This is a genomic window from Roseomonas sp. F4 (genome assembly GCF_053891155.1).
The window spans coordinates 93,019-118,123 of sequence record NZ_JBSSHK010000004.1 but is presented as its reverse complement, the minus strand read 5'-3'; the positions used below and the strand labels follow the sequence as shown (position 1 = coordinate 118,123).

The following is a 25,105-nucleotide window of genomic DNA, read 5'->3' as shown; positions in this document are numbered from 1 at the left end:
CTTGACGGTCGGGGGGCGGCCTGATCAGCGTTCCGTGTTCAGCCTTTGCCCCGACCGCCGCCCAGCAGCAGCGTCGCGCCCAGCCCGACGGTAAGGGCAACGGGCACCGCCAGCGATCCGAACAGCATCCCCACGACCACCGTCACCGCCAGGGTGACCGCCATGCCGATGCCGAAGCGCCGCAAGCGAGCCTGGGGGTCCATCAGACCAGTCGCGCCTGCCGCACGGCGGCGGCGATGAAGCCCTTGAACAGCGGGTGTGGCTCGAAGGGCTTGGACTTCAGCTCCGGATGGAACTGCACGCCGATGAACCAGGGGTGGTCCGGCACCTCGACGATCTCGGGAAGTGAGCCATCCGGGGACATGCCGGCGAAGCGCATGCCCACCTCCTCCAGCCGTTCGCGATAGGTGACGTTCACCTCGAATCGGTGGCGATGGCGCTCGGTGACCTCGGCCGCACCGTCATAGACGTCCCGCACCAGGGACCCCTCGGCCAGCTTCGCGACATAGGAGCCCAGGCGCATCGTGCCGCCCAGGTCGCCGCCGGCCGTCCGGGTTTCCACTTGGTTGCCGCGGGTCCATTCCGTCAGCAGGCCCACCACCGGTTCCGCGCAGTTGCCGAATTCGGTGGAGGAGGCGCCCTTCAGGCCGACCAGGTTCCGCGCCGCTTCGATCACCGCCATCTGCATGCCGAAGCAGATGCCGAAGAAGGGGATCTTGCGGGTGCGCGCGAAGCGCACCGCCTCGATCTTGCCGGAGGAGCCGCGTTCGCCGAAGCCGCCGGGCACCAGGATGCCGTGCACCCCTTCCAGCTGCTTGACGGCTTCCTCGTCGCCGGCCTCGAAGACCTGGCTGTCGACCCAGTTCAGCCTCACCTTCACATTATTGGCGATGCCGCCATGGGCCAGCGCCTCGGCCAGCGACTTATAGCTGTCCAGCAGATTGGTGTACTTGCCGACCACCGCGATCGAGACCTCGCCCTCCGGCGCGCGGATCGACTGGACGATCTTCTCCCAGCGCCGCATGTCGGGCTCACCGTAGAAGGACAGGTTGAAGTGCCGCAGCACTTCGCGGTCCAGCCCCTCGGCATGGTAGCTGATCGGCACGGAATAGATGCTGTCGGCGTCATAGGCCGGGATCACCGACTCAGGGCGCACATTGCAGAACAGCGCGATCTTGCGGCGCTCGCTCTCGGGGATCTGTCGGTCGCAGCGGCAGAGCAGGATCTGCGGCTGGATGCCGACGCCCAGCAATTCCTTGACGCTGTGCTGGGTCGGCTTGGTCTTCAGCTCCCCGGCGGACGGGATATAGGGCACCAGCGTCAGATGGATGAAGAGGCTGCGGGTCGGGCCGAGTTCGTTGGCGAGCTGGCGAATCGCCTCCAGGAACGGCAGCGATTCGATGTCGCCGACGGTGCCGCCGACTTCGACCAGGACGAAGTCGTAGCCATCCGTCTCGGCCTGGATCACCGCCTTGATCTTGTCGGTGATGTGCGGAATCACCTGGACGGTCCCGCCCAGATAGTCGCCGCGGCGCTCCGCCGCGATCACGTCGGAATAGATCCGCCCGGTGGTCCAGTTGTCGAGCTTGGAGGCGTGGACCCCGGTGAAGCGCTCGTAGTGACCGAGGTCGAGGTCGGTTTCCGCCCCGTCATCGGTCACGAAGACCTCGCCATGCTGATACGGGGACATCGTGCCCGGATCGACATTGAGATAGGGGTCGAGCTTGCGAAGGCGCACCTTGTAGCCGCGTGACTGCAACAGCGCGCCAAGCGACGCCGCCGCAATGCCCTTGCCGAGGGAGGAAACCACGCCGCCGGTGACGAATACGAACCGCGTCATGGACGCCTCTCATAGCGAAGCCGGACGGGTCTGGGAACCCATCCGGCGAGTGGAACCGATAATGTCAGGCATGACCCGCGCGCAGGGCGCGGGGTTGGAAATCAGTTGTTGGGCACCGTCGGCGCGGCCGGGGCCACGGGGGCGGCCGGTGCGGCGGCCCCCGGCGGGCTGCCCGCGGGCATGTCGAGGATCGAGCCACGCGGCGCCTGGCCCTTGCCGAGCATGGCCAGGACCAGGGCCAGCGCCATGAAGATGGTGCCGAGTACGGCCGTGGTGCGCGTCAGCAGGTTCGCGGTGCCGCGCCCCGTCATGAAGCCGCCCATGCCCTGGGAGGCCCCGATGCCCAGGCCGCCACCCTCGCTGCGCTGAACGAGAATGACCCCGATCAGCGCCAGGGTGACGAGCAGGAAGATGACAAGAAGGAGATTGGTCATGGCGGGCGCCTTCTAGCGGGTCTCTGGCTGTAAGGCCAGCGGCACGGAACGACCTTAAGCGGCGGCGATGTCTGAACCCGTCACGTGGCCCGTCCTGGCGTCGACCGACGCCCGCGCCGCGGCGTAGCGGCGGGCGATCAGTGCCAGCCTGAGGCCTATCTCGGCTCCGCCCATCTCCGGGACAGAGCCCGCATCATCACCCTGCCGCCACCGCGATGGCCAGGAAATCCGCCGCGACCAGGCTGGCGCCGCCAACCAGCCCGCCATCGACATTCGGCAAGGCAAGGATCGCCCTCGCATTGCCCGGCTTCATCGAGCCGCCATAGAGAATATGCGTGCCCTGCCCCGCTGCGCCGAAGCGCGCGACCAGGCTGTCGCGGATGGTGGCGTGGATGGCGGCGATGTCGGCCTCGGTCGGGGTGCGGCCGGTGCCGATGGCCCAGACTGGCTCATAGGCGATGATGCCGGCAAAGTCGTCCGGCAGCGACTCGGCGAGTTGCCGGCGCACCACGGCCTCCGCCTCCCCCGCCAGGCGCTGCGCCTCGGTTTCGCCGACGCAGACCACCGGCACCAGGCCGGCGCCGAGCGCGGCCTTCACCTTGGCCTGAACCACGGCATCGGTCTCGCCATGGTCGGCGCGGCGCTCGGAATGGCCCAGGATCACATGGCTGGCGCCTATATCGCGCAGCATGGTGGCGGAGATGTCGCCGGTATGCGCGCCCTTGGCCGCCGCATGGCAATCCTGCGCGCCCAAGGCCACTGTCGGCCCCGCCATCGCGGCCAAGGCCGGAATGTGGATGAAAGGTGGGCAGATCAGCAGGTCCGCCGGCAACCCGCCGGCCCCGGCCCGTACCGCCTCGGCCAGCGCCACAGCCTCCCGCAACGTGCCATGCATCTTCCAATTGCCGGCGATGAGGGGGCGGATTCCGGGGGTCACGGGCATCTCCTTGAGCGTTAAGCTCGCCTAGCAACCTCGTGCCGGGCTGGCAACCGGCGGCGTTTCCGGCTACCGGGACGGCATGATCACCTGGTTCCGCAAGCTCACCCAGACCTGGTTCGCCAAGGTCCTCTTCATGCTGCTGGTGCTGTCCTTCGGCATATGGGGGATCGAGGACACCGTGCGCAATTTCGGCCGGGAAACCGCCGTGGTCCGCATGGAGGGCGGCGATATCGAGGTGCCCGAGGCCCAGATGGCCGCCCGCCGTGAATTGCAGCGGGTGCAGTCCCAGCTCGGCCAGGGTTTCGAGGCGGAGGAGCCGCTGCGCCGCGCCATCGCCATGCAGGCGGTCGAGCAGTTGATCGCCGAACGCGCCCAGCGCGCGGAGGCCGCACGGCTCGGCCTTTCCACGCCCGATGCGGCAGTGCAGGCCTATATTTTCTCCATCCCGAATTTCCAGACCGCCGGCCAGTACGATCGCCTCGTGCTCGACCAGTTCCTGCGCCAGAACGACATGACGGAGGCGCAGTTCCTGCGCATCGTCCGCGACGACCTCCAGCGGATCCAGCTCTCCGGCGCCGTGCGCGCCGGCGCACCTGCGCCGGATGTGCTCGCCCGCGCCATGGTGCGCTATGAGCAGGAACGGCGCGTCGCCCAGGTGGTGGAACTGCCCCTGCTGGATGCGCCGGAGCCGGAGGCGCCGACCGAGGCGGCCTTGCAGCGCTTCCATGCCAACAACCCCGAGCGCTTCTCCACCCCCGCCCTGCGGGAGGCGACGATTGCCGTGCTGACCGCCGACAACCTCGCCGACCAGATCGAGGTTTCGGACGCCGATCTCGCCGCCGCCTATGAGCAGCGCCGCGGACAGTACGAGACCGCCGAGCGCCGCGACCTGCAACAGGCGCTGCTGCCGGATGAGGCCGCCGCCCGACGCATCGCCGAGGCCTGGCGCGCCAATCCCGACTTCGCAGCGATCGAACAGGCGGCGACGGCGGCCGGCGGCGCTGCGCTGTCCCTCGGCAATGTGCCGCGCGCCGACCTGCCCTTGCCCGCGCTGGCCGAGGCCGCCTTTGGCGCGCCGCAGGGTGGCGTCACCGAGCCGGTCCAGTCACCCTTCGGCTGGCATGTGATGCGCGTGGCCGGCATCACCCCGGGCCACACCTCGACGCTGGAGGAGGTGCGCGACCGCCTGCGTCAGGATGTGGCCATGGAACGCGCTGGCGACCTGGCATTTGAGCGGGCCAACCGCGTGGAGGATGCCATTGCCGGCGGCACGCCGCTGGAGGATGCGGCCCGCGAGTTCGGCCTGACCGTCGCCAATGTGACCCTGGATGCCGAGGGGCGCGATGCGGAAGGTCGTCCCGCCGTGTTGCCCGTGCCGGTGGCCGCGCGGGCTGAGGCGCTGCGTGCCATCTTCGCCGCCGATCAGGGCGCCGCCCCCCGTTTGCAGGAATTCCGCGAGGCGCAGGGCTTCATGGGCATCGAGATCCGCGCCGTGCGCGCCCCGGCGCTGCGGCCCTTCGAGGAGGTGGAGGCCGATGTCCGCCTCGCCTGGACCAACGACGCCCGGCGCCGGGCGCAGGAGGAACGGGCGGCCAGCCTGCTCGCGGCCGTGCGCGGCGGCCAGACTCTGGAGGCGGCAGCCACCGCCGCCGGCCTGACCAGCACCCGCATGGGTCCCTTCGGCCGCCAACCGGAACCGGGCGCGCCGGGCCTGACCGTGCCGCGCGAATTGCTGCCGGTGCTATTCGGCATCGCGGTAAATGAGCCGACGATGGCGCCGACCGCCGCCGGCTTTGCCGTAGCCCAGCTTCTGGAGATCGTCTCGACCGATCCGGCCTCCGATCAGGCCGCGCTCGACGCGGCCCGCCGCACCACGCAGCAGCAGATGGCCGATGACTTGAACGCCGCCTATGTCGCGGCGCTGCGCGAACGGGCCGCGCCGCAGATCAGCCCGACCCTGCTGCAACAGGTGGTTCCATGAGCGCCATGTCCAGCTTTGCCAATTTCGCCGCGGGCCTCGCAGCCGGCCAGGGCCAGGTGGTGTTCCGCGAGCGGGTGGCGGATCTGGACACGCCGGTCGGCGCCTATCTCCGCCTGGTGCAGGGGCGCCACAACGCCTTCCTGCTGGAATCGGTGGAAGGCGGCGCCGCGCGCGGCCGCTTTTCGGCGCTGGGCATGGAGCCCGACCTGGTCTGGCGCTGCCGCGATGGCCGCGCGGAGATCAACCGCCACGCACTCTCCGCCCCGCATGCCTTCGAGGCCGATCCGGCACCACCGCTGGACAGCCTGAGGACCCTGGTGCAGGCGACGCGGATGCCGATGCCGGCTGGCCTGCCTTCCATTGCCGCGGGGCTGTTCGGCTATCTCGGCTACGACATGGTCCGGCACATGGAACGCCTGCCGGATACGAATCCGGATGTGCTTGGCATTCCGGAGGCGGTGATGATCCGCCCCACGCTGGTCGCCGTCTTCGACCATGTGCGGGATACGCTGACCCTGGTGACGCCGGTCTGGCCCGAAGCCGGCCAGGACCCGAAAGCGGCCTGGGACCTGGCACAGGCGCGGCTGGATGAGGCCGAGGCGGCGCTGGATCGCCCCCTGCCCCGTCCGGCGCCCCCCGCCAGCCTGCCGGTACCACCGGCGCCGACCTCCAACTTCACCAAGGAGGCCTACAAGGCCGCCGTGCTGAAGGCGAAGGACTACATCGCGGCCGGCGACGTGTTCCAGGTGGTGCCCGCCCAGCGCTTCACCGCGCCCTTCGGCCTGCCGCCCTTTTCGCTGTATCGCGCGCTGCGCCGCCTCAACCCGGCGCCCTATTTGTTCTTCCTCGACCTGAACGGCTTGTCGCTGGTCGGCGCCTCGCCCGAAATCCTGGTCAGCGTGAAGCATGGCGAGGTCAAACTGCGGCCGCTCGCCGGCACCCGGCCCCGGGGCGCGACCCCCGAGGAGGACAAGCGTCTGGAGGCCGAGCTGCTGGCCGACCCGAAGGAGCTCGCCGAGCACCTGATGCTGATCGACCTCGGCCGCAACGATGTCGGCCGCGTGGCGGAGATCGGCAGCGTCCGCGTTACCCAGAAATTCCAGGTCGAGCGCTATTCCCAGGTCATGCACATCATGTCCGAAGTGGTGGGCCGCCTGCGCCCCGGGCTGGATGCGCTGGATGCCCTGACCGCGGGCTTCCCCGCCGGCACGCTCTCGGGCGCGCCCAAAGTGCGGGCGATGCAGATCATCGAGGAATTGGAGCCTTCCCGCCGTGGCGCCTATGCCGGCGGCGTCGGGTATTTTGGCGCCGATGGCGACATGGACATCTGCATCGCGCTGCGGACGGCCTTGGTGAAGGACGGACTGATGCATGTGCAGGCCGGCGCCGGCGTGGTGGCGGATAGCGATCCGGAGGCGGAGTACCAGGAGACGCACCAGAAGGCGCGCGCCCTGTTCCGGGCGGCAGAGGAAGCGGTGCGCTTCGCCGCGCAGCGGCGGTAGCCCGGCACAGGCCGGGCCACCCCTCACCTCAGCGCTTGCTCTCCCGCACCGCCGCCCGCTTGCGCGTATCCGGCTGCAGCTTCGTCCCCAGCCCCGGCCCCTGCATCGGGTAGCAGAACCCCGTCTCCACCCGAGGCAGCACCGTCACCAGGTCGCGGTACCAGGTGGCGAGCGTGGCTCGCACCACCTCCTGGAAAATCGCCGTCGAGGCGTGCAGGGCGAAGTGCAGGCTGGCGACCAGGGTGACCGGGCCGGTGCAGTCATGCGGCGCCACCGGCCGCGCCCAGCTTTCCGCCAGCGCCGCGATTTTTCGGGCCTCGGTCAGGCCGCCGCACCAGGTCAGGTCGACCATCACAACATCCGTGGCACCGGCCACCAGCAGGTCGCGGAAGGCGACCTTGCCGCCCAGGGTTTCGCTGGCGCAGATCGGCATGCCGGGCACCGCGCGCCGCAACTCCACCAGGGCCGCCGTGTCGTCCATCTTGCAGATCGGATCCTCCACCCAGAAGGGCTGGATCGGCGCCAGGGCCTGGCAGATGCGGGTGGCCGCGGGCAGGGAGAAGATGGAGTGCAGCTCCGCCATCACCTCCATCTTGTCGCCCACGGCTTTTCTTATCTTCTCAAAGGGTTCCATGCCCTTCTTCAGATCGTCCAGGTTCATGAGCTGGCCGCCGGAGGCCGGTGCGTAGACGTCGAAGGGCCAGATCTTCATGGCCGTGAACCCTTCCTCCATCAGCGAATGCGCCAGTTCATCGGCGCGCTGCATGAAGGCGACCTGGTCGTCATAGGGGCCGACGGCATTCTCCCCGGCGCGCACGTCGCGGCGGTCCTTGGCGCTGTTGTAGTCGTAGCCGGCGCAGGTGTTGTAGGCGCGGATGCGGTCGCGGCTCAGCCCGCCAAGCGCCTCATGAACCGGCACGCCCAGCCGCTGCCCCATCAGGTCCCAGAGCGCGATATCCACCGCCGAGGCCGCCCGCATTTCGGCGGAGGAGGCGCCGAAGCCGACATAGGGCGTCATCAGATGCCGGTGGATGCGCTCGATGTTTCGCGAATCCTGGCCGAGCAGATAGGGCGCGACCAGTTCGTGGATCTGGCCCTCCACCGCCGCCCCCCCGCGAAAGCTCTCGCCGAGGCCGGTCAGGCCCTCCGCCGTCTCGATCTCGACCCACAGGATATTGGCGCGTTCGGGCACCCGGAGGGTGCGGACGCAGGTGATGGTGGAGGGTGTCATTCGGCGCGGATTCCCTGGCGGCGGACCACATCGGCCCAGCGGGCGACCTCCGCCCGCACATGCGTGCCCATCGCTTCCGGCGTGCCGCCCAGCGGCGCCACGGCCAGCTCCGCCATGCGGGAGCGGACGCGGGGGTCGGAGAGGGCCTGGTTGAAGGCGGCGTTCAGCGCCGCGATCGCGGCAGGTGGCGTGCGCGCGGGGGCCATGAAGCCGAACCAGCTATCGATCGCCATGCCCTGCACGCCCTGTTCGGCGAAGGTCGGCACATCCGGCAATTCCGGCAGCCGCTGGTCGCTGACCGCCGCCAGGCCGCGCACCGATCCGGCGCGGATATGCGGCAGGATGGAGGGCAGGTTGTCGAAGAACACGTCGATCCGCCCGCCGATCAGGTCCGTGATGGCGGGGCCGGAACCGCGATAGGGCACGTGAACCATCTCGATCCCCGTCACCGCCCGCAGCAGCTCCGGCCCCAGATGGTTGGAGGCGCCGACGCCGGAGGAGCCGAAGCTGATGCCGCCGCGCTGGCTGCGGGCCAGCGCCAGGAACTCCGCGACATTCTGGGCCGGCAGGTCGCGTCGCACCGCCATCACGTTGCGCACCGCGCCGGTCAGGATGACGGGGGCAAAATCCCGCAGCACGTCATAGCCGGCATTGGCATAGAGCGCTGGATTGGCGCCGCAGGGGCCGAAGGCGCATTGCAGCAGCAGCGTGCCATCCGTCGGGCCGCGCGCCACCTCCACCGTGCCGATATTGCCGCCGGCGCCCGCCTTGTTCTCCACGACGGCGCCGCGCGGCAGATGGGCGGAGGCCGCCTCGGCGAGGACGCGGGCGACGATGTCGCTGGTTCCACCGGGCGCGAAGGGCACCAGAATGCGCACGGGTCGGTCCGGCAGATCGGCCGCCATGACCGGCAGCGCCACCAGACTGGCGACCGCCAAGGCCGGCAAAAGCCGGCGCAGCATTCCCTGGATATGCATTGTTTCCACCCATTCCGACTCTTCTTGGGCCGAAGGTTAGGCCCGGCGGCGAGACCAGCGGAACCCCGTCAGGCGGTGGCGAGGCGGGCACGGCTTGATTCCCAGGCGTTCCGGGACAAAAGTCACCAGATCATGATCCTCCTGATCGACAACTACGACAGTTTTACCTTCAATCTCTACCACTTCCTGGGTGACCTTGGAGCGGTGGTTGAGGTTCGGCGCAATGATTCCCTCTCGGTGGAGGCGGCGCTCGCCTTGCAGCCGGAGGCCATCGTGCTGTCGCCGGGGCCCTGCACGCCGAACGAGGCGGGCATCTGCCTCGACCTCATCGCTGCGGCGGCCGAACAGCGGCTGCCGCTAATGGGCGTGTGTCTCGGTCACCAGGCCATCGGCCAGGCCTTTGGCGCGCGGGTGGTGCGGGCGCCGGAGCCGGTGCATGGCAAGGTCTGGGATGTGACCCATGGCGGCACCGATGTCTTTGCGGGTGTTCCCTCCCCCTTCCGCGCCACACGCTACCATTCCCTGGTGGTCGAGCACCTTCCCGACACGCTGATCCCGACCGCTCGTACAGCGGACGGCCTGGTCATGGGCCTCGCCCATCGCGACCTGCCCATCTGGGGCGTCCAGTTCCACCCCGAAAGCATCGCCAGCGACCACGGCCACGACATCCTCCGCAACTTCCTCGCCCTATCGACCCGCCGAAACACCTTCCCCACCACGACCGCGGCAGCATGAAAAAAATCCTAGCGAGGCTGGCGGCGGGGGAGCGGCTGGCGGAGAGCGAGGCGGAGGCCGCCTTTGGCCTCATCATGGCCGGCGAGGCGACACCGGCGCAGATCGCCGGCATGCTGATGGCGATGCGCGTGCGCGGGGAGACGGTGGCGGAGATGACCGGCGCCGTGCGGGCCATGCGCGCGCGGATGATCGCGGTAGAGGCGCCGCCTGGGGCCATGGATATCGTCGGCACCGGCGGGGATGCGGCCGGCACGCTGAACATCTCGACCGCCGCCGCGCTGGTCGTGGCCGGCTGTGGGGTGAAGGTCGCCAAGCATGGCAACCGGGCGCTGTCCTCCCGATCGGGGGCCGCCGATGCGCTCTCGGCCCTGGGCATCCCGGTGATGGAAACGCCGCTGGAGGCGCTGCCGAGGGTGCTTGCGGAGGCCGGCATGGTCTTCCTGATGGCTCCCCGCCACCACGCGGCGCTGCGCCATGCCGCCGGGCCGCGCATGGAGCTTGGCACGCGGACCATCTTCAACCTGCTGGGCCCGCTGGCCAATCCGGCGCGGGTGACACGGCAGATGACCGGCGCCTTCGCCCCCGAATGGCTGCGCCCGATGGCCGAAACCCTGGCCCGGCTCGGCACCGAACGGGCCTGGCTGGTGCATGGCATGGGGCTCGATGAGCTTACGCTTGCTGGCCCCTCCCAGGTGGTGGAACTGCGCGACGGGCGGATCCATGAGTTTCAGGTGACGCCGGAGGAGGCGGGGCTGCTCCGCGCGCCGGAATCGGCCATCCGTGGCGGCGACCCGGCGGAGAATGCCGCGGCGCTGCTGGCCTTGCTGGAAGGCGCGCCGGGCGCCTATCGCGATTGCGTGCTGCTGAATGCGGCCGCGGCCCTTGTCGTGGCGGGCCGGGTGGACGACATCCGCGCCGGCGTGCCCATCGCCGCCCAGGCCATCGACAGTGGCGCGGCGCTGACCGTGCTGAACCGCCTGCGCGCCGCCGCGGCGCCTCCCCCCGTATCCGAGTCATCGCCCGCATGAACGTCTCCGCCCCCGTCATTTCCGACACGCTGGCCCGCATCCTGGCCGATAAATATGAGGAGGTGCGCCAGCGGTCGGAGGCCATGCCGCTCTCCGAGGTCGAGAGCCAGGCCCGCCATGCCGCCCCGCCCCGCGATTTCACCGGGGCGCTCTGCGCCGCGGTGGCGGATGGGCGGGTCGGGCTGATCGCGGAAATCAAGCGCGCCTCCCCCTCCGGCGGGCTGATCCGCGAGCCCTTTGAGCCGGCCGAGCTGGCGCGGGCCTATGAGGCAGCGGGGGCCGCCTGCCTGTCCGTACTGACGGACGCGCCGTGGTTCCAGGGTGACCTGGGCCACATGGTGCAGGCGCGGGCCGCCTGTTCCCTGCCGGTGCTGCGTAAGGACTTCATGGTGCATCCCTGGCAGGTCTTCGAGGCCCGGGCGATGGGCGCGGATGCCATCCTGCTGATCCTGGCGGCGCTGAGCGACGAGCAGGCGCATGAGCTGGAGGATGTGGCCCGGTCGCTGGATATGGCGGTTCTGGCGGAGGTGCATGACCAGCGGGAGCTGGATCGCGCCCTGGCGCTGGAGACGCGGCTGATCGGTGTGAACAACCGCAATCTCAAGACCTTGGTGACTGATCTTTCCACCTCGGACGAGCTGATTCCGCAGATCCCTGCCGACCGGATCCCGGTGGGTGAAAGCGGCATCCGAACGCCGGAGGATGTGCGCCGCATGTGCCGCGCCGGCGCGCGCTGCCTGCTGGTGGGCGAGCATCTGCTGCGCCAGCAGGATGTGACGGCGGCGGCGCGCCAACTCATCAACGCCATCTGATGAACGGACCCCGCCTGACGCATTTCGATGCCGCCGGTGCGGCGGCCATGGTGGATGTCTCGGATAAGGAGGCCACCCACCGGATCGCCGTGGCACGTGGGCGGGTGGTGATGGCGCCGGAAACGCTGGCGCTCATCCGCCAGGGCACGGTGGGCAAGGGCGACGTGCTGGGCATCGCGCGCATCGCCGGCATCATGGCGGCGAAGCGCACCAGCGACCTTATCCCGCTCTGCCACCCCCTCGCCTTGAGCAAGGTGACTGTGGATCTGACCATCGCCGAGCCGGATGCGGTGGAGATCGAGGCGCTCGCCAAGGTCACTGGCCAGACTGGAGTGGAGATGGAGGCGCTGACGGCAGTGACTGTGGCGGCGCTGACCATCTACGACATGTGCAAGGCCGCTGACCGCGGCATGCGCATCGAGGATGTGCGCTTGGTGCATAAATCTGGCGGTAAATCGGGCGTTTACGAGGCGATCTGATGATCCCGCTGGAAGATGCACGCACCCGCATCCTGGAAGCCCTGCGCCCCACCGCGGCGGAAACGGTGGCGCTGGCGGAGGGCTGGAACCGCGTATTGGCGCAGCCCGTGCTGGCGCGGCTGACCCAGCCACCGGCCGATGTCTCGGCGATGGACGGCTATGCGGTGCGCGCGGCCGATGCCGGCCTCGGGGCGAAGCTCCGGCTGATTGGAGCCGCCCCGGCCGGGCACCCCTTCGGCCAGCAGGTCGGGCCGGGCGAGGCGGTGCGCATCTTCACGGGCGGCTTCGTGCCGGAGGGCGCCGACGGCATCCTGCTGCAGGAGGATGCGACCGAAGCCGAGGGGAGGGTCGAGGTGCGGGAGGCGGTGCAGCCGAACCGATGGATCCGCCGCCGTGGCCTGGACTTCGCCGAGGGGGAGACGCTGCTGCCGGCCGGGCGGCGGCTTTCCGCCCGCGACATCGGCCTGGCGGCGGCCGCCAACCATCCGTGGCTTTCGGTCCATCGCCGGCCGCGCATCGGCATCCTGGCCACCGGCGACGAGATCGCCCTGCCCGGCGAGCCGATTCCGCCCGGCGGTATCGTCAGTTCCAACGCCCACGCCTTGGCAGCCCTGGTGCGGGCCGGCGGCGGTGATCCGCTGGTGCTGCCGATCGTGGCGGATGACCGGGACGCCATCGCGGCTGCCGCCGCGGCGGCGCGAGGCTGCGACCTGCTGGTGACCACGGGCGGCGCCAGCGTGGGCGAGCATGACCTGATCCAGGCGGCGCTTGGCCAGGACGGATTCAGCCTCGATTTCTGGAAGATCGCCATGCGGCCAGGCAAGCCGCTGATCTGGGGCAGGCTGGGCGCGACGCCGGTGCTGGGGCTGCCGGGCAATCCGGTTTCCGCGCTGGTCTGTGGCGTTCAGTTCCTGCTGCCGGCGCTGGCGGTGCTTTCCGGCCTTCCGGCGGCGGCGCCATCAACCATCCTGGTGCGCGCGGGCGCGGCGCTGCCGGCCAATGACCGCCGATTCGACCATCTGCGGGCCACATTGCGCATCGATTCGGCCGGCCACACCGTCGCCACCCCCTTCCCGCAGCAGGATAGTTCGATGCTCGCCAATCTGGCGCGGGCGGAGGCGCTGATTCTCAGGCCAGCCCTGGCCCCGGCGCTGCCGGAGGGGGCGGAAGTGCCGGCCATTCCGCTCGGCCAATTCGGAATCTGACAACCGTTTCTGTTCCGAATTTCGCCCGGATGGACGGAAAACGTTTGACGCCCCGCCGGGAACCTACATAGAACATCCACACCGGTTGCTTGTTTGTTCGGGGTCCATTGGCCCCAAGGCCGGTGCTGGAGAAAGCCAATGCTCACGCGCAAACAGCACGAATTGCTGATGTTCATCGATAAGCACCTGCGCGCGACCGGCTTCTCCCCTTCCTTCGAGGAGATGAAGGAGGCCCTGCGGCTGAAGTCGAAATCCGGAATCCATCGGCTGATCACGGCGCTGGAGGAACGCGGCTTCTTGAAGCGCCGGGCGCATCGGGCCCGGGCGCTGGAAGTGGTGCGTCTGCCGGAGAATGTGGCACCTCGCCGCGCGGCGGAGGCAGCCCCGCCCCCCGCACCGCCGGCCTTCACACCCAATGTGATCCGCGGCCATTTCGCGCCAGGCCTGGCCGGGGTGCAGAAGGCGGCGAATGAAGCTGGCGCGGTGTCCCTGCCGCTCTATGGCCGTATCGCCGCCGGCATGCCGATCGAGGCAACGCGCGACACGGCGATGATCGATGTGCCTGCCGGGCTGCTGGCAGGCGGCGAGCATTATGCGTTGGAGGTGTCGGGCGATTCGATGATGGAGGCCGGTATCCTCGACGGCGACACGGTCATCATCCGGCGCGGCGACACCGCGGATAATGGCGCCATCGTGGTGGCGCTCGTCGATGATCAGGAGGTCACGCTGAAGCGTCTGCGCCGGCGGGGCAATTCGGTGGCGCTGGAACCGGCGAACCGCGCCTATGAAACCCGAATCTTTGGCCCCGACCGGGTGCGGGTGCAGGGCCGGCTGGTGGGGCTGCTGCGCCGCTACTGAAGGCTCAGTAGGGGTCCCAGTCCTGGCTGCGGGCCACGCGCCACTGCGTCAGCCGCTGCCACATGGCATGAGCCGTGACGCCCGCCGCGATACCGGCACAGAGCATGATGGCCGTGGTCATCCTGTTGTTCCTCCTTCCGGACGCTTGTCCTTGAACGCATTCTGGACGCGGAAGGTTCAAGGAAGATTAATGCGTCACGGAATCGCGAGGCGCCATGGGCAGGACCTCCGGCCGCCCCGGCATGGGCTCCGGCGGCACCCAGGGTCGGTCACCTCGCCAGCCGCGATCGTGGCGGAGGGTCACCGGCGTGCCGAGCCAGGCGGCCTGGGCGCCGTGTCGCCACATGGCGAAGCGGTCCAGCGTCAGCCCGCAGCGCGGCGCGACGGGGGCCAGCGCCACCACCAGCGCCACCTGGGCGCAGTTCTCACCCGGACTCAGCGGTGGGCTGCGCTGCCCGCGCGGCAAGGCCGGTGACCGCAGCAGGAGGGCCTCCGGCCCATCCGGGCGGGGCCTGAAGCGGCAGGCGTCTGGCGTACAGATGATCGCGCCATCCGCCACCTCCCCGGTCTGCGGCAGGTCCAGCGCCGTCACCGCCCCCATGGCGCGCAGCATGTTGTCGCGCGTAAAGGCACTGGCGCCAGGCAGGCGATGCAGATGGACACCCTGCCCCGTCCGCAGCGCCACCAGCCGCGCATCGCCCGAGATCAGCAGGTCCGGCGGTGGGCTCATCTGCCCGGCGGCCAGTCCGGCCAGGATCACGGGCAGGGCCAGGAGCCGCGGCAGGCCGCGCCAGAGGCACAGCCAGCAGAAGCCGAATCCGGCCAGTGCGAGGCCCCAGCCGGGCAGCGGCGGCAAGGCCGGCGCTGCGCCGGGCCAGGCGGCCACCACCCGCGCCACCAGCAGGATCGCCTCAACCCCCAGGCCCATGAGCCGCAGCGGCCATTCCGCCAGGCCGAGCGGCAGGGCCAGCACGGCGATCAGCGCCGCCGGCATCACCAGCAGGGAGGTCAGCGGCACAGCCACAGCATTGGCGACAACGCCGAACAATTGCAGCCGTCCGAAATAATGCAGCCCGATCGGCGCCGTGGCGGCCCCCGCCAGCACCGAGGTCAGCACCAGCCCCAGCCCGAATAGCAATGGCCGTCGCCACCAGCGCGGCTTGGCCCGAAAGCGCGCAAGCCAGGGCCGCAGCGCGTCGTGCCCCGCGATCAGCGCGAGCACCGCGGCAAAGGACATCTGGAAGGAGGGGCCGAGCAATTCCGCCGGCGCCGCCGCCATCACCAGCGCGGCGGCGATGGCCAGCGCCCGCAGGGTCAGCGACCGGCGTCCAGCGAGCAGCGCCAATGTCACCAGCGCCGCCATGCCGAGGCAGCGCTGCATCGGCACCTGCGCGCCGGTCAGCAGCATGTAGAAGGCGCCCGCCGCCAGCGCGCCCAACGCCGCCAGAGCCTTCACCGGCAGCCGAAGGGCCAGGAACGGTATCAGCGCCAGGCTAAAGCGCAGCACGGTGAAGACCAGCCCCATGACGATGGTCATATGCAGGCCCGAGACGGACAGCAGATGCGCCAGGCCGGAATCGCGCATCGCCACCATGGCCGGTACGGGAATGGCGCTTTGCGAGCCGGTCACCAGCGCGGCCGCCACAGCACCCGCCGCGCCGGGAATCGCCGCCGCCACCTGCTGCTCCAACCGGGCGCGCAGCCCGGCAAGCCAGGCGCCCTGCCCGCCCTGCATCACCTCCGCCGGCCCCAGCGCGAAGCCCGACCCGCCGAGGCCGGAGAACCAGGCGGCCCGCTGGAAGTCGTAGCCGCCGGGCACGGCGGGGGCACCGGGCTCCCGCATCAGGGCGCGCGCGCGCAGCCTGTCACCGGGCCGCGGCTCGGCCGGATCGCCGGCGCGCAGCCGGAGGCGGAGAAGGCGTTGCAGGGGCGGCCCGTCATCGAGACGCGGCGTGCCGAGGGTCACGCGCTGGCCCTCCGGCAGCCGCTCCACCTGCGTGACCAGCCCTTCCACCACCACGGCGCCGAAGGGCAGCGCCAGGGCGGGCGGCTGCCGCGCGGCGTGGAAGCCGGAAAGCCCGGCCCCCAGCGCGAAGGCCGCCAGCAACGCCGCGGCCCAGCCCGCCAAGGGCCAGCGCCGGCCCAGCGCTACCGCCAGCGCGACCAAGGGCGGCACCAACCACAACGCCTGCGCCTCCGGCTCCTCCCTCAGGCTGAAATAGAACAGGACCCCGGCGCCCATCGCCACCGCCAGCCAGGGCGCAAAGCGGCCATGCTGCGCCCCGGCCAGCCCAGCCAGGGCCATGCCCAGCCGCGTGCCAAGGCCCCGCGGCGCCGAGGAAGATAAAGCGAGGGACATTCAACCCATGGTGGCGCCATCCCACCGCCATCGCAACGGAGGCCGTGCCCATCGCTTTGGCGCGTTGAACGATCCGCGCTAAGCAGCCCGTCCCACTTTCTGCCGGGACACGGAACATCATGTCGGTCCGCACGCGCTTCGCGCCCTCGCCCACGGGCTATCTGCATATCGGCGGCGCGCGCACCGCCCTGTTCAACTACCTGTTCGCCCGCCATCACGGCGGCCAGTACCTGCTGCGCATCGAGGACACCGACAAGGCACGCAGCACGCAGCAGGCGGTGGACCAGATCCTGGAAAGCCTCGACTGGCTCGGGCTGAGCCCGGACGAGCCCCCGGTCATGCAGTCCAGCCGCGAGGCCCGCCATGCCGAGGTGGCGCGTGAACTGCTCGCCGCCGGCAAAGCCTACCTTGCCTACGACACGCCGGAGGAACTGGCGGCGATGCGGGCGGAGGCAGAGGCCAGCAAGCGCCCCTTCAAATACGATGGCAGCCGCTGGATCGACCTCGACCCGAAGGACGCGCCAGCCCTGCCCTCCGTCATCCGCATCAAGGCACCGCGGCAGGGGGAGACGGTGGTGCCAGACCTGGTGCAGGGCGAGGTCCGCGTGGCGGCGGCGGAGTTGGACGACATGATCATCCTGCGCTCCGACGGCACGCCGACCTATCTGCATGCCGTGGTGGTGGACGACCACGACATGGGCATCACCCATGTCATCCGGGGCGATGACCATCTGACCAACACCTTCCGCCAATGCATGGTCTATGACGCCATGGGCTGGTTCCGGCCCCATTTCGCCCATATCCCGCTGATCCATGGGGCGGACGGCGCCAAGCTTTCCAAGCGCCATGGCGCCGTTGGCGCGCTGGAATTCGCCGAGCGTGGCTTCCTGCCGGAGGCGCTGTGCAACTACCTGCTGCGCCTCGGCTGGGGCCATGGGGATGAGGAAATCATCCCGCGCGACCGCGCCATCGAGCTGTTCGACCTGAAGGATGTCGGCCGCGCCGCCTCCCGCATGGATTATGCCAAGCTGACGCATCTCAACGGCGTCTATATCCGCGACGCCGATGACGACCGCCTGCTGCGGGAGGTTCTGGCCCGCTACAGCCAGCGTGGCATCGACTTCGGCACGGATGCCGCGGCCCGCATCCGCGCCCTGATGCCGGACCTGAAGGCCCGGGCGAAGACGCTGCTGGAGCTGGCGGATGCCGCGATGTTCGCGGTGGCCGAGGGTGCGCCGGAGCCCGATGCCAAGGCCGCAGCCCTGCTGACCCCCGAGGCCCGCGCCCGGCTGGCCGACCTTGCCGACTTCCTGGCGGAGGCGCCCTGGGAGAAGGCGGATCTGGAACAGTGGCTGCGCGACTATGCCGAGGTGAAGGGCATCAAGCTGGGCCAGGCAGCACAACCTTTGCGTGTTGCATTAACCGGTAGCACGCAGAGCCCACCGATCGACGCAGTGCTGATCGCGCTGGGCAAGGAGGAGTCGCTGTCGCGTATCCGCACCGCTGCGCAGACTCCGGACTGATTTTTCAAGAGCATGGAAGGCGCCGCCCCAGTGGGGGGCGGCCAGTTTCACGATCCGTATGGAATCGCGCTTGACGGAGATCTTCAGGAAAGTCTAAAAATTTGATTAATAGACGTGAATTGCGTCAATCCTGATGTCCGGAGGGTGTGATGAGATCCTTCTCCAAGATCAGCTACTGGGTGCTCGGCTTCCTCGGCACGGCCACCTGGACAAGCGCGATTCTCGTCGTCACCGGCCTGCCTTTGCCGGCGCAGCTCGCGCTCGGCGCGATGGGGCTGATGGTCTGCATCTGGGGACATACCGTGCTGTTCCCGGTGGAACGGCCACAGGTGCCGGACCACGACAACAGCGCGACGCTCCGACCCAGCGCGCGGGCCCTGCCCCTGGGCGAGGCGCGTCGCCCGGTCGGCCGTGACCTGCCGCGCCAGCGGCCCAGCGCCGCCTGAGGCTATCGCGGCACCACGATCCGGCAGGCGCGCGCCGTGGCGCGGGCCAGCAGCAGCATCCGCCGCGCCGCCACCGCCCCGGTCGCGGCATCACCGACGACGGAGGCGACCAGGGGGTTGGTGGTCACCGCCGTCACCGCCGCATTGATGGCGACATCGGCGGCGGCCACCGCTCCGGCCTCGAACAGCGTTCGCCGCAGCAGCTTGAGCGTGCCGATCAGCCCGGGCCGCAGCCCGTGGATCGCCGCGACCTCCCGCACCAGTCGCAGCCCGCGCCAGGCAATGAACAGCCCATCCAGCGCCGGGGACGGTACGATGGCGGTGGCCGCCAGGGATTGCAGCGCGGCGGCGCGGCCAGCGGCCACCGCGGCACGGTCCAGTGTCGCCAGCGGGCCGGCTTCCAGCAGGGCGAGCAGTGTCGGTAGGTCCGGCGCCTTGCGCAGGGCGGGCAGCATGGTCTGCGCTTCCGGCAACCGTCCGGCCCAGTCCAGCATGGCGGCGCGGCTGGCAGCGAAATCACCGCGCGCCACCGCCGCCCGCCCACGCTCCACCGTCCCGAGGCCCGCCAGCCCGCGCAATTCGCGCAGAATGGCCGCGGCGATCAGCCCGTAACCCGCGGTGGCCACCCCCAGAGTCAGCCAGCCGAGCCAGGGGGCTCGGAGAAACTGATCCGCGACATAGCCGCCGACATCGATGGCGGAGAGGCCCAGCAGCAGCACGCCGATGCCACCGGCGGCAAGGCTCAGTGCGGACCATGCTCCGCGCCGCGGCGGCGGTACGACGACCGGCGCCACCGCCTGATCCCAGCCGAAATCCAGCCGGGGCGCGGGCGCGAGCGACTCCTCCGTCAGAATGCGCGGACCGCGCGGCGCATCGCTCACAGCAAATCTCCGATCAGGGATGCCAGCAGCCGGTCCAGACCCAGATGGGGCATGCCCACCAGCCCGTCACCAGCCAGGCGCGGCGGGCGGAAGACCGGCATGCGGAATTCCCCGCTGCGCCAGAAATCGTGACCCGGCCGATGGTCCGGCACCTCCCCCGGATAGATGCGCGCGCTGCGCCCGCCCTCCAGCAACACGCCGCGCACCGCCTGCACGTCCCGCCCATCGACGCGGGCCATATCGTCCTGCGTGCAGCGCAGCGCGGCGATGGCGTGGACGGAGGTGGTGGCGGCCCCCGGGCCGGGCGGCGCCTGCCCGATCAGATCACCGAGCAGCCCGACCAGCGCATCGCGCGACCCAGCCGGCACGTGATCGGCCTTGGTGGCGGCGAAGCCAACATGCTGCACGCCCTGGCCCGTCAGCAGGTTCAGCCAGCCGCCACCGCGCCGCAGCGCCTGGGCGATGGCCAACAGCGCCGCGGCGGTGTCGTCAAAGGCTTCCTCACCGGCGTGCAGCGCGCCCAGCGCGTCGACCAGCACGGCCTGGCGGCGGAAGCGTCGGAAGAAGGGTTCAAAGAAGGCGGCGCGCTGATCAGCGAGATAGGCGGCGTGACGCCGCGCCAGCAGCCGGCCGAGATCGCCCAACTCCCCGCTTGGCAATGGGAAGAACCACAACAGCGGCGCCTCCCCGCGCGGCCCCGGATTCAGCGCCCGACCGGGCTGGAGGAAGCGAAAGCCCAGCTCGTCCCGGCAGCGAAGAAGCGCGGCGCGATACAGGCGAAAGCCTTGGCGAGCCAGCGCCTCGTCATCCCGCGCTTGGACGGGCAACGCATCGACGAACTGCAGAAAATCCGCCGCCGCCGCGGCCCGCCGCCCCTGCCGCAACCGCAAAAGGGTCTGGCGCGACCAGTCGCTGTAGGACTGGTCCAGCATCGGCAGGTCCAGCAGCCATTCGCCCGGATAGTCCAGCAGTTCCAGCGTGACGCGCCGTTCCCCCGCGACCCAGCCGCGTGCCTGACCCAGCCAGGAGGCCGGCGCCAGGTCCAGGGCGATTTCGAGCGTGGAAAGATCCTCGGTGCGTTCCGGCCAGCGCGGCGGATCGGCGGCCAGCGCCTCCAGATGTGCGCTCGCGTCGAAGCGGGGCGTTGCCTCGATGCCTGGCGGCACTAGGCGCGCCCGGCGCAGACGATTGCCGGAGGCCGCCGTCAGGGCCGGCAGCGTATTCACCCCCTGCCCCGCCGCCAGCAGGTTCGACACCAGCGAGGTCAGAAACACCGTCTTGCCCGCGCGCGACAGGCCGGTGACGGCCAGCCGCACGCGTTCCCGCCCCGCCAGCGCCCGCGCCGCATCGGTCACGCCCGCGAGCGCATCCTCCAGCGGCGTCAGGATCGCCATGCGGCGCGCTTACTTCCGCTCGATCAACTCGATCTTGTAGCCGTCCGGGTCCTCGACGAAGGCGATGACCGTGGTGCCGAACTTCACCGGCCCAGGCTCCCGCGTGATCTTGGCGCCGCCGGCGCGCAGCTTCTCGCAGGTGGCGTAGATGTCCGGCACGCCGACGGCGAGATGGCCGAAGGCATTGCCCATCTCATAGCTCTCAGTGCCGTAATTGTAGGTCAGCTCCACCACGGCGGCGCCAGTCGATTCCTCGGCATAGCCGACGAAGACCAGGGTGTACTTGCCGTCCGGCACGTCGCGGCGGCGCAGCTCCTTCATGCCGAGCAGCTTGGTGTAGAATTCCACGCTGCGGTCGAGATTGCCGACGCGGATCATGGTGTGCAGCAGTGAGCCCTGGCTCATGCGATCTCTCCTTCGTTCAAGACGCGGCGTTCAAGACCTGGTCGGCGTCCATCGCCAGCAGGAACAGCCCAGCGGCGTTGGCCTCCGATATGGTGGCATCGCGGTCGAGAACGATGGTACCCACGTGACCGTTCCGCCGCGCCTCCACCGCCACGCCGCGCAGCCGGGCGGCGGCGGCGGCACGGATGGTGTCGGGACCGATCACCGGCAGGTCGACCAGCTTGCTCTGGGAGGGTTTGACCAGCTTCACCAGCACACCGCCGGGCCCTTCCCGAGCCAGCTCGGCGCAGCGCGCCAGCATGGCATCCGTGCCCTCGATCGCCTCCATCGCCAGCACCATCCCCTGCTGCACGACGCAGCCCTGGCCGGCATCGGCATGGCCAAGCTGCCGGGCCACGGCGATGCCGCGACGGATATCCTCCATCGCATCCGCATCCGGCTGCGCCCGGGTCGGGCAGCCGCCCTCGATCAGCAGGTCGGTAAAAACCTGATGGGCGCCGATGGGGTCGAACCCCTCCTCCCGCAACACGTCGATCACCGCGCGCAGCAGCGCGTCATCGCCGCCGAAGATCGCCTTGCGACCTACCCTGGCAGCCAGCCGCACCCCTTCCCCATCCAGCCGCAGCGACAGGAAGGAGGGGCGCTTCACCTTGCCGGCGAGCACCAGCTGTCGCACGCCCTGGCGGCGAAGCGCGCCAAGCAACGGGCCAACCGCGCCGATGCGGACCACCTCATGCGGCCAGGCCGCGAAATCCCGGGGGTCGGCGAAGCCCTCGACCAGCACGACGAAGACCGGGCGGCCGGCGCGGCTGGCGGCATCGGCGACCCGCAATGGCATGACCCCGCCGCCGGCGATCAGCCCGAGGGTGTCGGGCATGCTCAAGAAACCTCTCCGCCCTCGTCCTCCTCGGCCGCGCGACCGAAGGGGATCAGGCCGTGGCGGCCGCGATTGCGGGCGAAGGCGAGGATTTCCTCGACCAGCGCATTTCCGGGATGGGCGGCGGCCACCGCCGCGATCGCCTCATCCGGACGCCCGCCGCGATACAGGTCGTGGACCGCGCGGGCCACGATCACCACCTGTTCCTTGCTGAGGCCGAGGCGGCGTCGCATGGCGATGGTGTTCAGCCCGGACAGCTTGGCGCGGTAGCCCTTGGCGCGGCCATAGGGCAGCACATTGCGTTCCACCCCCGACATGCCGGCCACCATGGCCATGCGGCCGATGCGGACGAATTGCTGGATGGCGGCGCCGCCCTGGATCACGGCGAAGTCGCCGATCTCGACATGGCCGGCGAGCATCACGTTGTTCACCAGGATCACGCCATCGCCGATGCGGCAGTCATGCCCGACATGGGCCACGCACATCACCAGACAGTCGGCGCCGATGCGGGTGACGCCGTCTCCACCGGTGCTGCCGCGATGGATGGTGGCGTGTTCGCGCACCTGGGTCCGCGCGCCGATCACGACCGAGGTCGGCTGGCCCTTGTACTTCAGGTCCTGCGGCGGCAGGCCGATGGTGGCGAAGGGGAAGATCTTCGCGCCGGCGCCGAGATGCACACGCCCGTCGAGCACGACATGGGCGATCAGCTCCACGCCCTCCTCCAGCACCGATTCGGCGCTGACGACGCAGCCCGGGCCGATGCGGCAGCCCGCACCGATCTGCGCCCCGGCCGCCACATAGGCGGCGGGGTGGATGAAGGCTGGCATGGGTTCGACATCCACCTGGAGGACGGCTTCGCTCACTTGTCGAGGATCATCGCGGCGTAGGACGCCTCGGCGACCACCTTGCCGTCCACCTTCGCTTCCGCGGTGAACTTCCAGATGTTTCCGCGCTGCTTTTCCTTGACGACATGCACGCGCATCTGGTCGCCCGGCACCACCGGCTTGCGGAATTTGGCGCTGTCCACCGTCATGAAATAGACCAGCTTGCCCTGCGCCGACGGACCCAGCGTTTCCACCACCAGCACCGCGGCGGTCTGGGCCATGCTCTCGATGATCAGCACGCCCGGGAAGACCGGATGCTGCGGGAAATGGCCCTGGAAGAAATTCTCGTTGATGGTGACGTTCTTGATGCCGACGGCGGAGACATTCGGGAAGATGTCCACCACCCGATCCACCAGCAGGAAGGGGAAACGGTGCGGGATCGCCTGCATGATGCGGGCGATGTCATAGGGCTCCACCGTTGCTGCCGGTGTGTTGTCGGGGCTTGAATCCATCGTCCTGTCTTCCGTTGGCTCCACTCAAACTCAGCCTGGGCGGTTGGCGGGTTTGGCCAGCCGTCGCAACGCGGCAACCCCGCGCAGCGTCTCGCGCATCGGCAGGGCTGGGGATCCGCCCACCACTTCACCCGGACCGACATCGGACATCACGCCCGACTGCGCAGCGATCTGCGCGCGATCGCCGATATGAAGATGGCCGGTGACGCCGGCCTGTCCGCCCAACTGCACCCCGTGGCCGAGCTGCGTGGAACCGGAAATGCCGACCTGGGCGACCAGCACGCAGGCGCGTCCGGTCCGCACGTTGTGGCCGATTTGCACCAGGTTGTCGAGCCGCGTGCCCGCGCCCAACACCGTATCGGTCTGGCTGCCGCGGTCGATACAGGCATTGGCGCCCACCTCCACCGCATCCTCCAGCAGCACGCGGCCGAGCTGGGGCATCGTCTCGAACCGGCCTTCCGGCGTCACGGCGAAGCCAAAACCTTCCTGGCCAACGCGGGCGCCGGGATGCAGCACCACGCCGCGCCCGGCGATGGTGTGGCTAAGGCTGGCATGGGCGCCGATGCGGCAGCCCTCCCCCAGCACCACGCCGACGCCGACCACGGCGTGCGGGCCGATCACACAGCCGGCGCCGATCTCCGCCCCCGCTTCCACCACCACATAGGGGCCGATTTCCGCCCCCGCGCCGATGCGGGCGCTGGGGTCGATCACCGCCGTGGGATGAATGCCCGGACGCGGCGCGGGCTGCGGATGCAGCGCGCGGGCGATCCGGCCGAAGCCCAGATAAGGATGCGGCGTGAGGATCGCGGCCCGGCCGTCGGGCAGTCGTCCCGCCAGTTCGGGCGCGATGACGATGGCGGCGGCCTGGCTCTCCAGCGCCTGCGGCAGGTAGCGTCGGTTGTCGAGGAAGCTGACCTCGGCGGCACCCGCCGCCTGCAAGGGACCCACGCCGGTGATGCGCAGCGCGGGATCACCGCCCCGCAGCTCACCCCCGGCCAGGGCCGCGGCCTCGGCCAGGGTCAAAGCGGACCCCGCCGGAAAGAAGCGGGGATCCGCCGCCATTGGATCAGTTCCGTCGCGCGGGTGCGGCGGGTGCCGCCGGCGCGGGCGGCGGCGGGGGCGGCGGGGCGCCCGCGGCTGCGGCGCCCGGGGGCGTATCGGTGGGCGCGGCGCCCTCGGCCGGCAGATTCACGCTGCGCAGAACGCGGTTCATCTGCGCCGAGATCTCCTCGGTCAGGTCGAAGCCGGCATCGTTGAAGATGACCAGCGGCCGGGGCAGCACGATATTCACGCCGCGGGAAGCGGCGACCTGCCGGATGACGGCACCCAGCGCCTGCTCGATCTGCTGGAGGCCGGCCTGCGCAGCCTGGTCGATGGCGCGGGAGCGGTCACGGAAGATGCGCTGCGCATCGGTGATGCGCTCCTGCAAATCCCGCTCCCGCTGCCGCAGCTGCTCGGGCTCCAGCGTCGCGCGGGCGGCGGCGAGCGCCTGCTGCTCCTCGCGCCAGCGGCCCTGCTCCCGCTGCAGATCCTCGTTCAGCTTGGCGCGGCGCCGCTCGATCTCCTCCCGCACCTGGTTGAAGGCGGCCGACAGACGCTGCACCTCGGGGATATCAACGATCGCGATGACCGGCGCGGGCGTGCGCTGGCCGGCGGCCGGCGCCTGGGCCGGGCGCTGCTGGGGCTGGGCCGGACGCTGAGCCGGCTGCGGCCGCTGCTGGCCCTGGGGGGCCTGACCCTGGGCGGGCGGGACAAACCACTGCTGGCCCTGCTGCTGCTGGGAGAAGGCCGGGGAGGCCAGCAGCAAAGGCGGCGCGAACAGCAGAGAGGCCGCGAGGAAATGACGCAGGCGCATGAGTCGA

At 70.1% G+C, this 25,105-nt stretch carries 25 protein-coding genes; 10 read left to right on the top strand and 15 right to left on the bottom strand.

The window, feature by feature from the left end:
• Positions 1-38 precede the first annotated feature (38 nt).
• The 4 genes from ACVFYP_RS16960 to tpiA form a co-directional block, all read right to left on the bottom strand.
• On the bottom strand, positions 39-203 hold the full coding sequence (locus ACVFYP_RS16960) for a hypothetical protein (protein WP_499201384.1): 165 nt from the start codon (positions 201-203) through the stop codon (positions 39-41).
• A complete protein-coding gene (gene pyrG, locus ACVFYP_RS16955; RefSeq protein WP_499201383.1) occupies positions 203-1,840 on the bottom strand; it encodes a CTP synthase in 1,638 nt (545 codons plus the stop codon). Before pyrG ends, ACVFYP_RS16960 begins: the two co-directional genes overlap by 1 nt.
• A 101-nt stretch (positions 1,841-1,941) precedes the next feature.
• Positions 1,942-2,274, bottom strand: a complete 333-nt coding sequence (secG, locus tag ACVFYP_RS16950) for a preprotein translocase subunit SecG (RefSeq protein ID WP_499201382.1) — start codon at positions 2,272-2,274, stop codon at positions 1,942-1,944.
• A gap of 196 nt (positions 2,275-2,470) precedes the next feature.
• Positions 2,471-3,199 carry a triose-phosphate isomerase gene (tpiA, locus tag ACVFYP_RS16945; protein ID WP_499201915.1) on the bottom strand — a complete coding sequence of 243 codons (729 nt, stop codon included), beginning with the start codon at positions 3,197-3,199 and terminating at the stop codon, positions 2,471-2,473.
• Between the two features lie 94 nt (positions 3,200-3,293).
• Here tpiA and ACVFYP_RS16940 point away from each other — a divergent pair, with 94 nt between their 5' ends.
• Both ACVFYP_RS16940 and trpE read left to right on the top strand, forming a co-directional pair.
• Positions 3,294-5,195: a peptidylprolyl isomerase gene (locus tag ACVFYP_RS16940; RefSeq protein WP_499201381.1), complete on the top strand. Its 1,902-nt coding sequence runs from the start codon at positions 3,294-3,296 to the stop codon at positions 5,193-5,195.
• Positions 5,192-6,697, top strand: coding sequence for an anthranilate synthase component I (trpE, locus tag ACVFYP_RS16935; protein ID WP_499201380.1), 1,506 nt, complete (start codon positions 5,192-5,194; stop codon positions 6,695-6,697). Before ACVFYP_RS16940 ends, trpE begins: the two co-directional genes overlap by 4 nt.
• Before the next feature lie 28 nt (positions 6,698-6,725).
• On the opposite strand, the gene ACVFYP_RS16930 is transcribed toward trpE, so the two are convergent.
• Positions 6,726-7,928, bottom strand: coding sequence for a mandelate racemase/muconate lactonizing enzyme family protein (locus tag ACVFYP_RS16930; RefSeq protein ID WP_499201379.1), 1,203 nt, complete (start codon positions 7,926-7,928; stop codon positions 6,726-6,728).
• Positions 7,925-8,905 carry a Bug family tripartite tricarboxylate transporter substrate binding protein gene (locus ACVFYP_RS16925; RefSeq protein ID WP_499201378.1) on the bottom strand — a complete coding sequence of 327 codons (981 nt, stop codon included), beginning with the start codon at positions 8,903-8,905 and terminating at the stop codon, positions 7,925-7,927. The genes ACVFYP_RS16930 and ACVFYP_RS16925 overlap by 4 nt, the downstream gene beginning before the upstream one ends.
• 132 nt (positions 8,906-9,037) lie before the next feature.
• Here ACVFYP_RS16925 and ACVFYP_RS16920 point away from each other — a divergent pair, with 132 nt between their 5' ends.
• The 6 genes from ACVFYP_RS16920 (at position 9,038) to lexA (ending at position 14,022) form a co-directional block, all read left to right on the top strand.
• Positions 9,038-9,640 carry an anthranilate synthase component II gene (locus ACVFYP_RS16920; RefSeq protein WP_499201377.1) on the top strand — a complete coding sequence of 201 codons (603 nt, stop codon included), beginning with the start codon at positions 9,038-9,040 and terminating at the stop codon, positions 9,638-9,640.
• A complete protein-coding gene (trpD, locus tag ACVFYP_RS16915; protein WP_499201376.1) occupies positions 9,637-10,668 on the top strand; it encodes an anthranilate phosphoribosyltransferase in 1,032 nt (343 codons plus the stop codon). The genes ACVFYP_RS16920 and trpD overlap by 4 nt, the downstream gene beginning before the upstream one ends.
• Positions 10,665-11,480 carry an indole-3-glycerol phosphate synthase TrpC gene (trpC, locus tag ACVFYP_RS16910; RefSeq protein WP_499201375.1) on the top strand — a complete coding sequence of 272 codons (816 nt, stop codon included), beginning with the start codon at positions 10,665-10,667 and terminating at the stop codon, positions 11,478-11,480. Before trpD ends, trpC begins: the two co-directional genes overlap by 4 nt.
• The gene (moaC, locus tag ACVFYP_RS16905) at positions 11,480-11,959 is read left to right on the top strand and encodes a cyclic pyranopterin monophosphate synthase MoaC (protein WP_499201374.1); all 480 of its coding nucleotides are present in this window, start codon (positions 11,480-11,482) and stop codon (positions 11,957-11,959) included. Before trpC ends, moaC begins: the two co-directional genes overlap by 1 nt.
• Entirely contained in the window at positions 11,959-13,164 is a 1,206-nt protein-coding gene (locus ACVFYP_RS16900; protein WP_499201373.1) for a molybdopterin molybdotransferase MoeA, read from the top strand. Before moaC ends, ACVFYP_RS16900 begins: the two co-directional genes overlap by 1 nt.
• Before the next feature lie 138 nt (positions 13,165-13,302).
• The gene (gene lexA / locus ACVFYP_RS16895) at positions 13,303-14,022 is read left to right on the top strand and encodes a transcriptional repressor LexA (protein WP_499201372.1); all 720 of its coding nucleotides are present in this window, start codon (positions 13,303-13,305) and stop codon (positions 14,020-14,022) included.
• 187 nt (positions 14,023-14,209) lie between these two features.
• Here the strand turns inward: lexA and ACVFYP_RS16890 are convergent, their stop codons facing one another.
• Positions 14,210-16,327 (bottom strand): ComEC/Rec2 family competence protein, encoded by a 2,118-nt coding sequence (locus ACVFYP_RS16890; RefSeq protein WP_499201371.1) that lies wholly within the window; start codon positions 16,325-16,327, stop codon positions 14,210-14,212.
• Between the two features lie 173 nt (positions 16,328-16,500).
• On the opposite strand from ACVFYP_RS16890, the gene gltX reads away from it, so the two are divergent.
• Complete coding sequence (gltX, locus tag ACVFYP_RS16885) at positions 16,501-17,904, top strand: glutamate--tRNA ligase (protein WP_499201370.1); 1,404 nt, start codon at positions 16,501-16,503, stop codon at positions 17,902-17,904.
• Between the two features lie 149 nt (positions 17,905-18,053).
• Entirely contained in the window at positions 18,054-18,350 is a 297-nt protein-coding gene (locus ACVFYP_RS16880; protein ID WP_499201369.1) for a hypothetical protein, read from the top strand.
• A 2-nt stretch (positions 18,351-18,352) separates the two neighbouring features.
• Here ACVFYP_RS16880 and ACVFYP_RS16875 read toward each other — a convergent pair whose 3' ends face one another.
• The 8 genes from ACVFYP_RS16875 to ACVFYP_RS16840 are packed head-to-tail and all read right to left on the bottom strand — an operon-like array spanning position 18,353 to position 25,098.
• Positions 18,353-19,231, bottom strand: a complete 879-nt coding sequence (locus tag ACVFYP_RS16875) for a DUF697 domain-containing protein (protein WP_499201368.1) — start codon at positions 19,229-19,231, stop codon at positions 18,353-18,355.
• Positions 19,228-20,625 (bottom strand): YcjX family protein, encoded by a 1,398-nt coding sequence (locus ACVFYP_RS16870; protein ID WP_499201367.1) that lies wholly within the window; start codon positions 20,623-20,625, stop codon positions 19,228-19,230. Before ACVFYP_RS16870 ends, ACVFYP_RS16875 begins: the two co-directional genes overlap by 4 nt.
• A gap of 9 nt (positions 20,626-20,634) precedes the next feature.
• Positions 20,635-21,030, bottom strand: coding sequence for a lactoylglutathione lyase (gloA, locus tag ACVFYP_RS16865; RefSeq protein WP_499201366.1), 396 nt, complete (start codon positions 21,028-21,030; stop codon positions 20,635-20,637).
• Between the two features lie 16 nt (positions 21,031-21,046).
• A complete protein-coding gene (locus tag ACVFYP_RS16860) occupies positions 21,047-21,907 on the bottom strand; it encodes an LpxI family protein (RefSeq protein ID WP_499201365.1) in 861 nt (286 codons plus the stop codon).
• Between the two features lie 2 nt (positions 21,908-21,909).
• Entirely contained in the window at positions 21,910-22,770 is an 861-nt protein-coding gene (gene lpxA, locus ACVFYP_RS16855; RefSeq protein WP_499201364.1) for an acyl-ACP--UDP-N-acetylglucosamine O-acyltransferase, read from the bottom strand.
• Positions 22,767-23,243, bottom strand: coding sequence for a 3-hydroxyacyl-ACP dehydratase FabZ (gene fabZ, locus ACVFYP_RS16850; RefSeq protein WP_499201363.1), 477 nt, complete (start codon positions 23,241-23,243; stop codon positions 22,767-22,769). Before fabZ ends, lpxA begins: the two co-directional genes overlap by 4 nt.
• Positions 23,244-23,273: 30 nt before the next feature.
• A complete protein-coding gene (gene lpxD, locus ACVFYP_RS16845) occupies positions 23,274-24,305 on the bottom strand; it encodes a UDP-3-O-(3-hydroxymyristoyl)glucosamine N-acyltransferase (RefSeq protein ID WP_499201362.1) in 1,032 nt (343 codons plus the stop codon).
• A 4-nt stretch (positions 24,306-24,309) separates the two neighbouring features.
• Positions 24,310-25,098 (bottom strand): OmpH/Skp family outer membrane protein, encoded by a 789-nt coding sequence (locus ACVFYP_RS16840; protein WP_499201361.1) that lies wholly within the window; start codon positions 25,096-25,098, stop codon positions 24,310-24,312.
• Between the last annotated feature and the right edge of the window lie 7 nt (positions 25,099-25,105).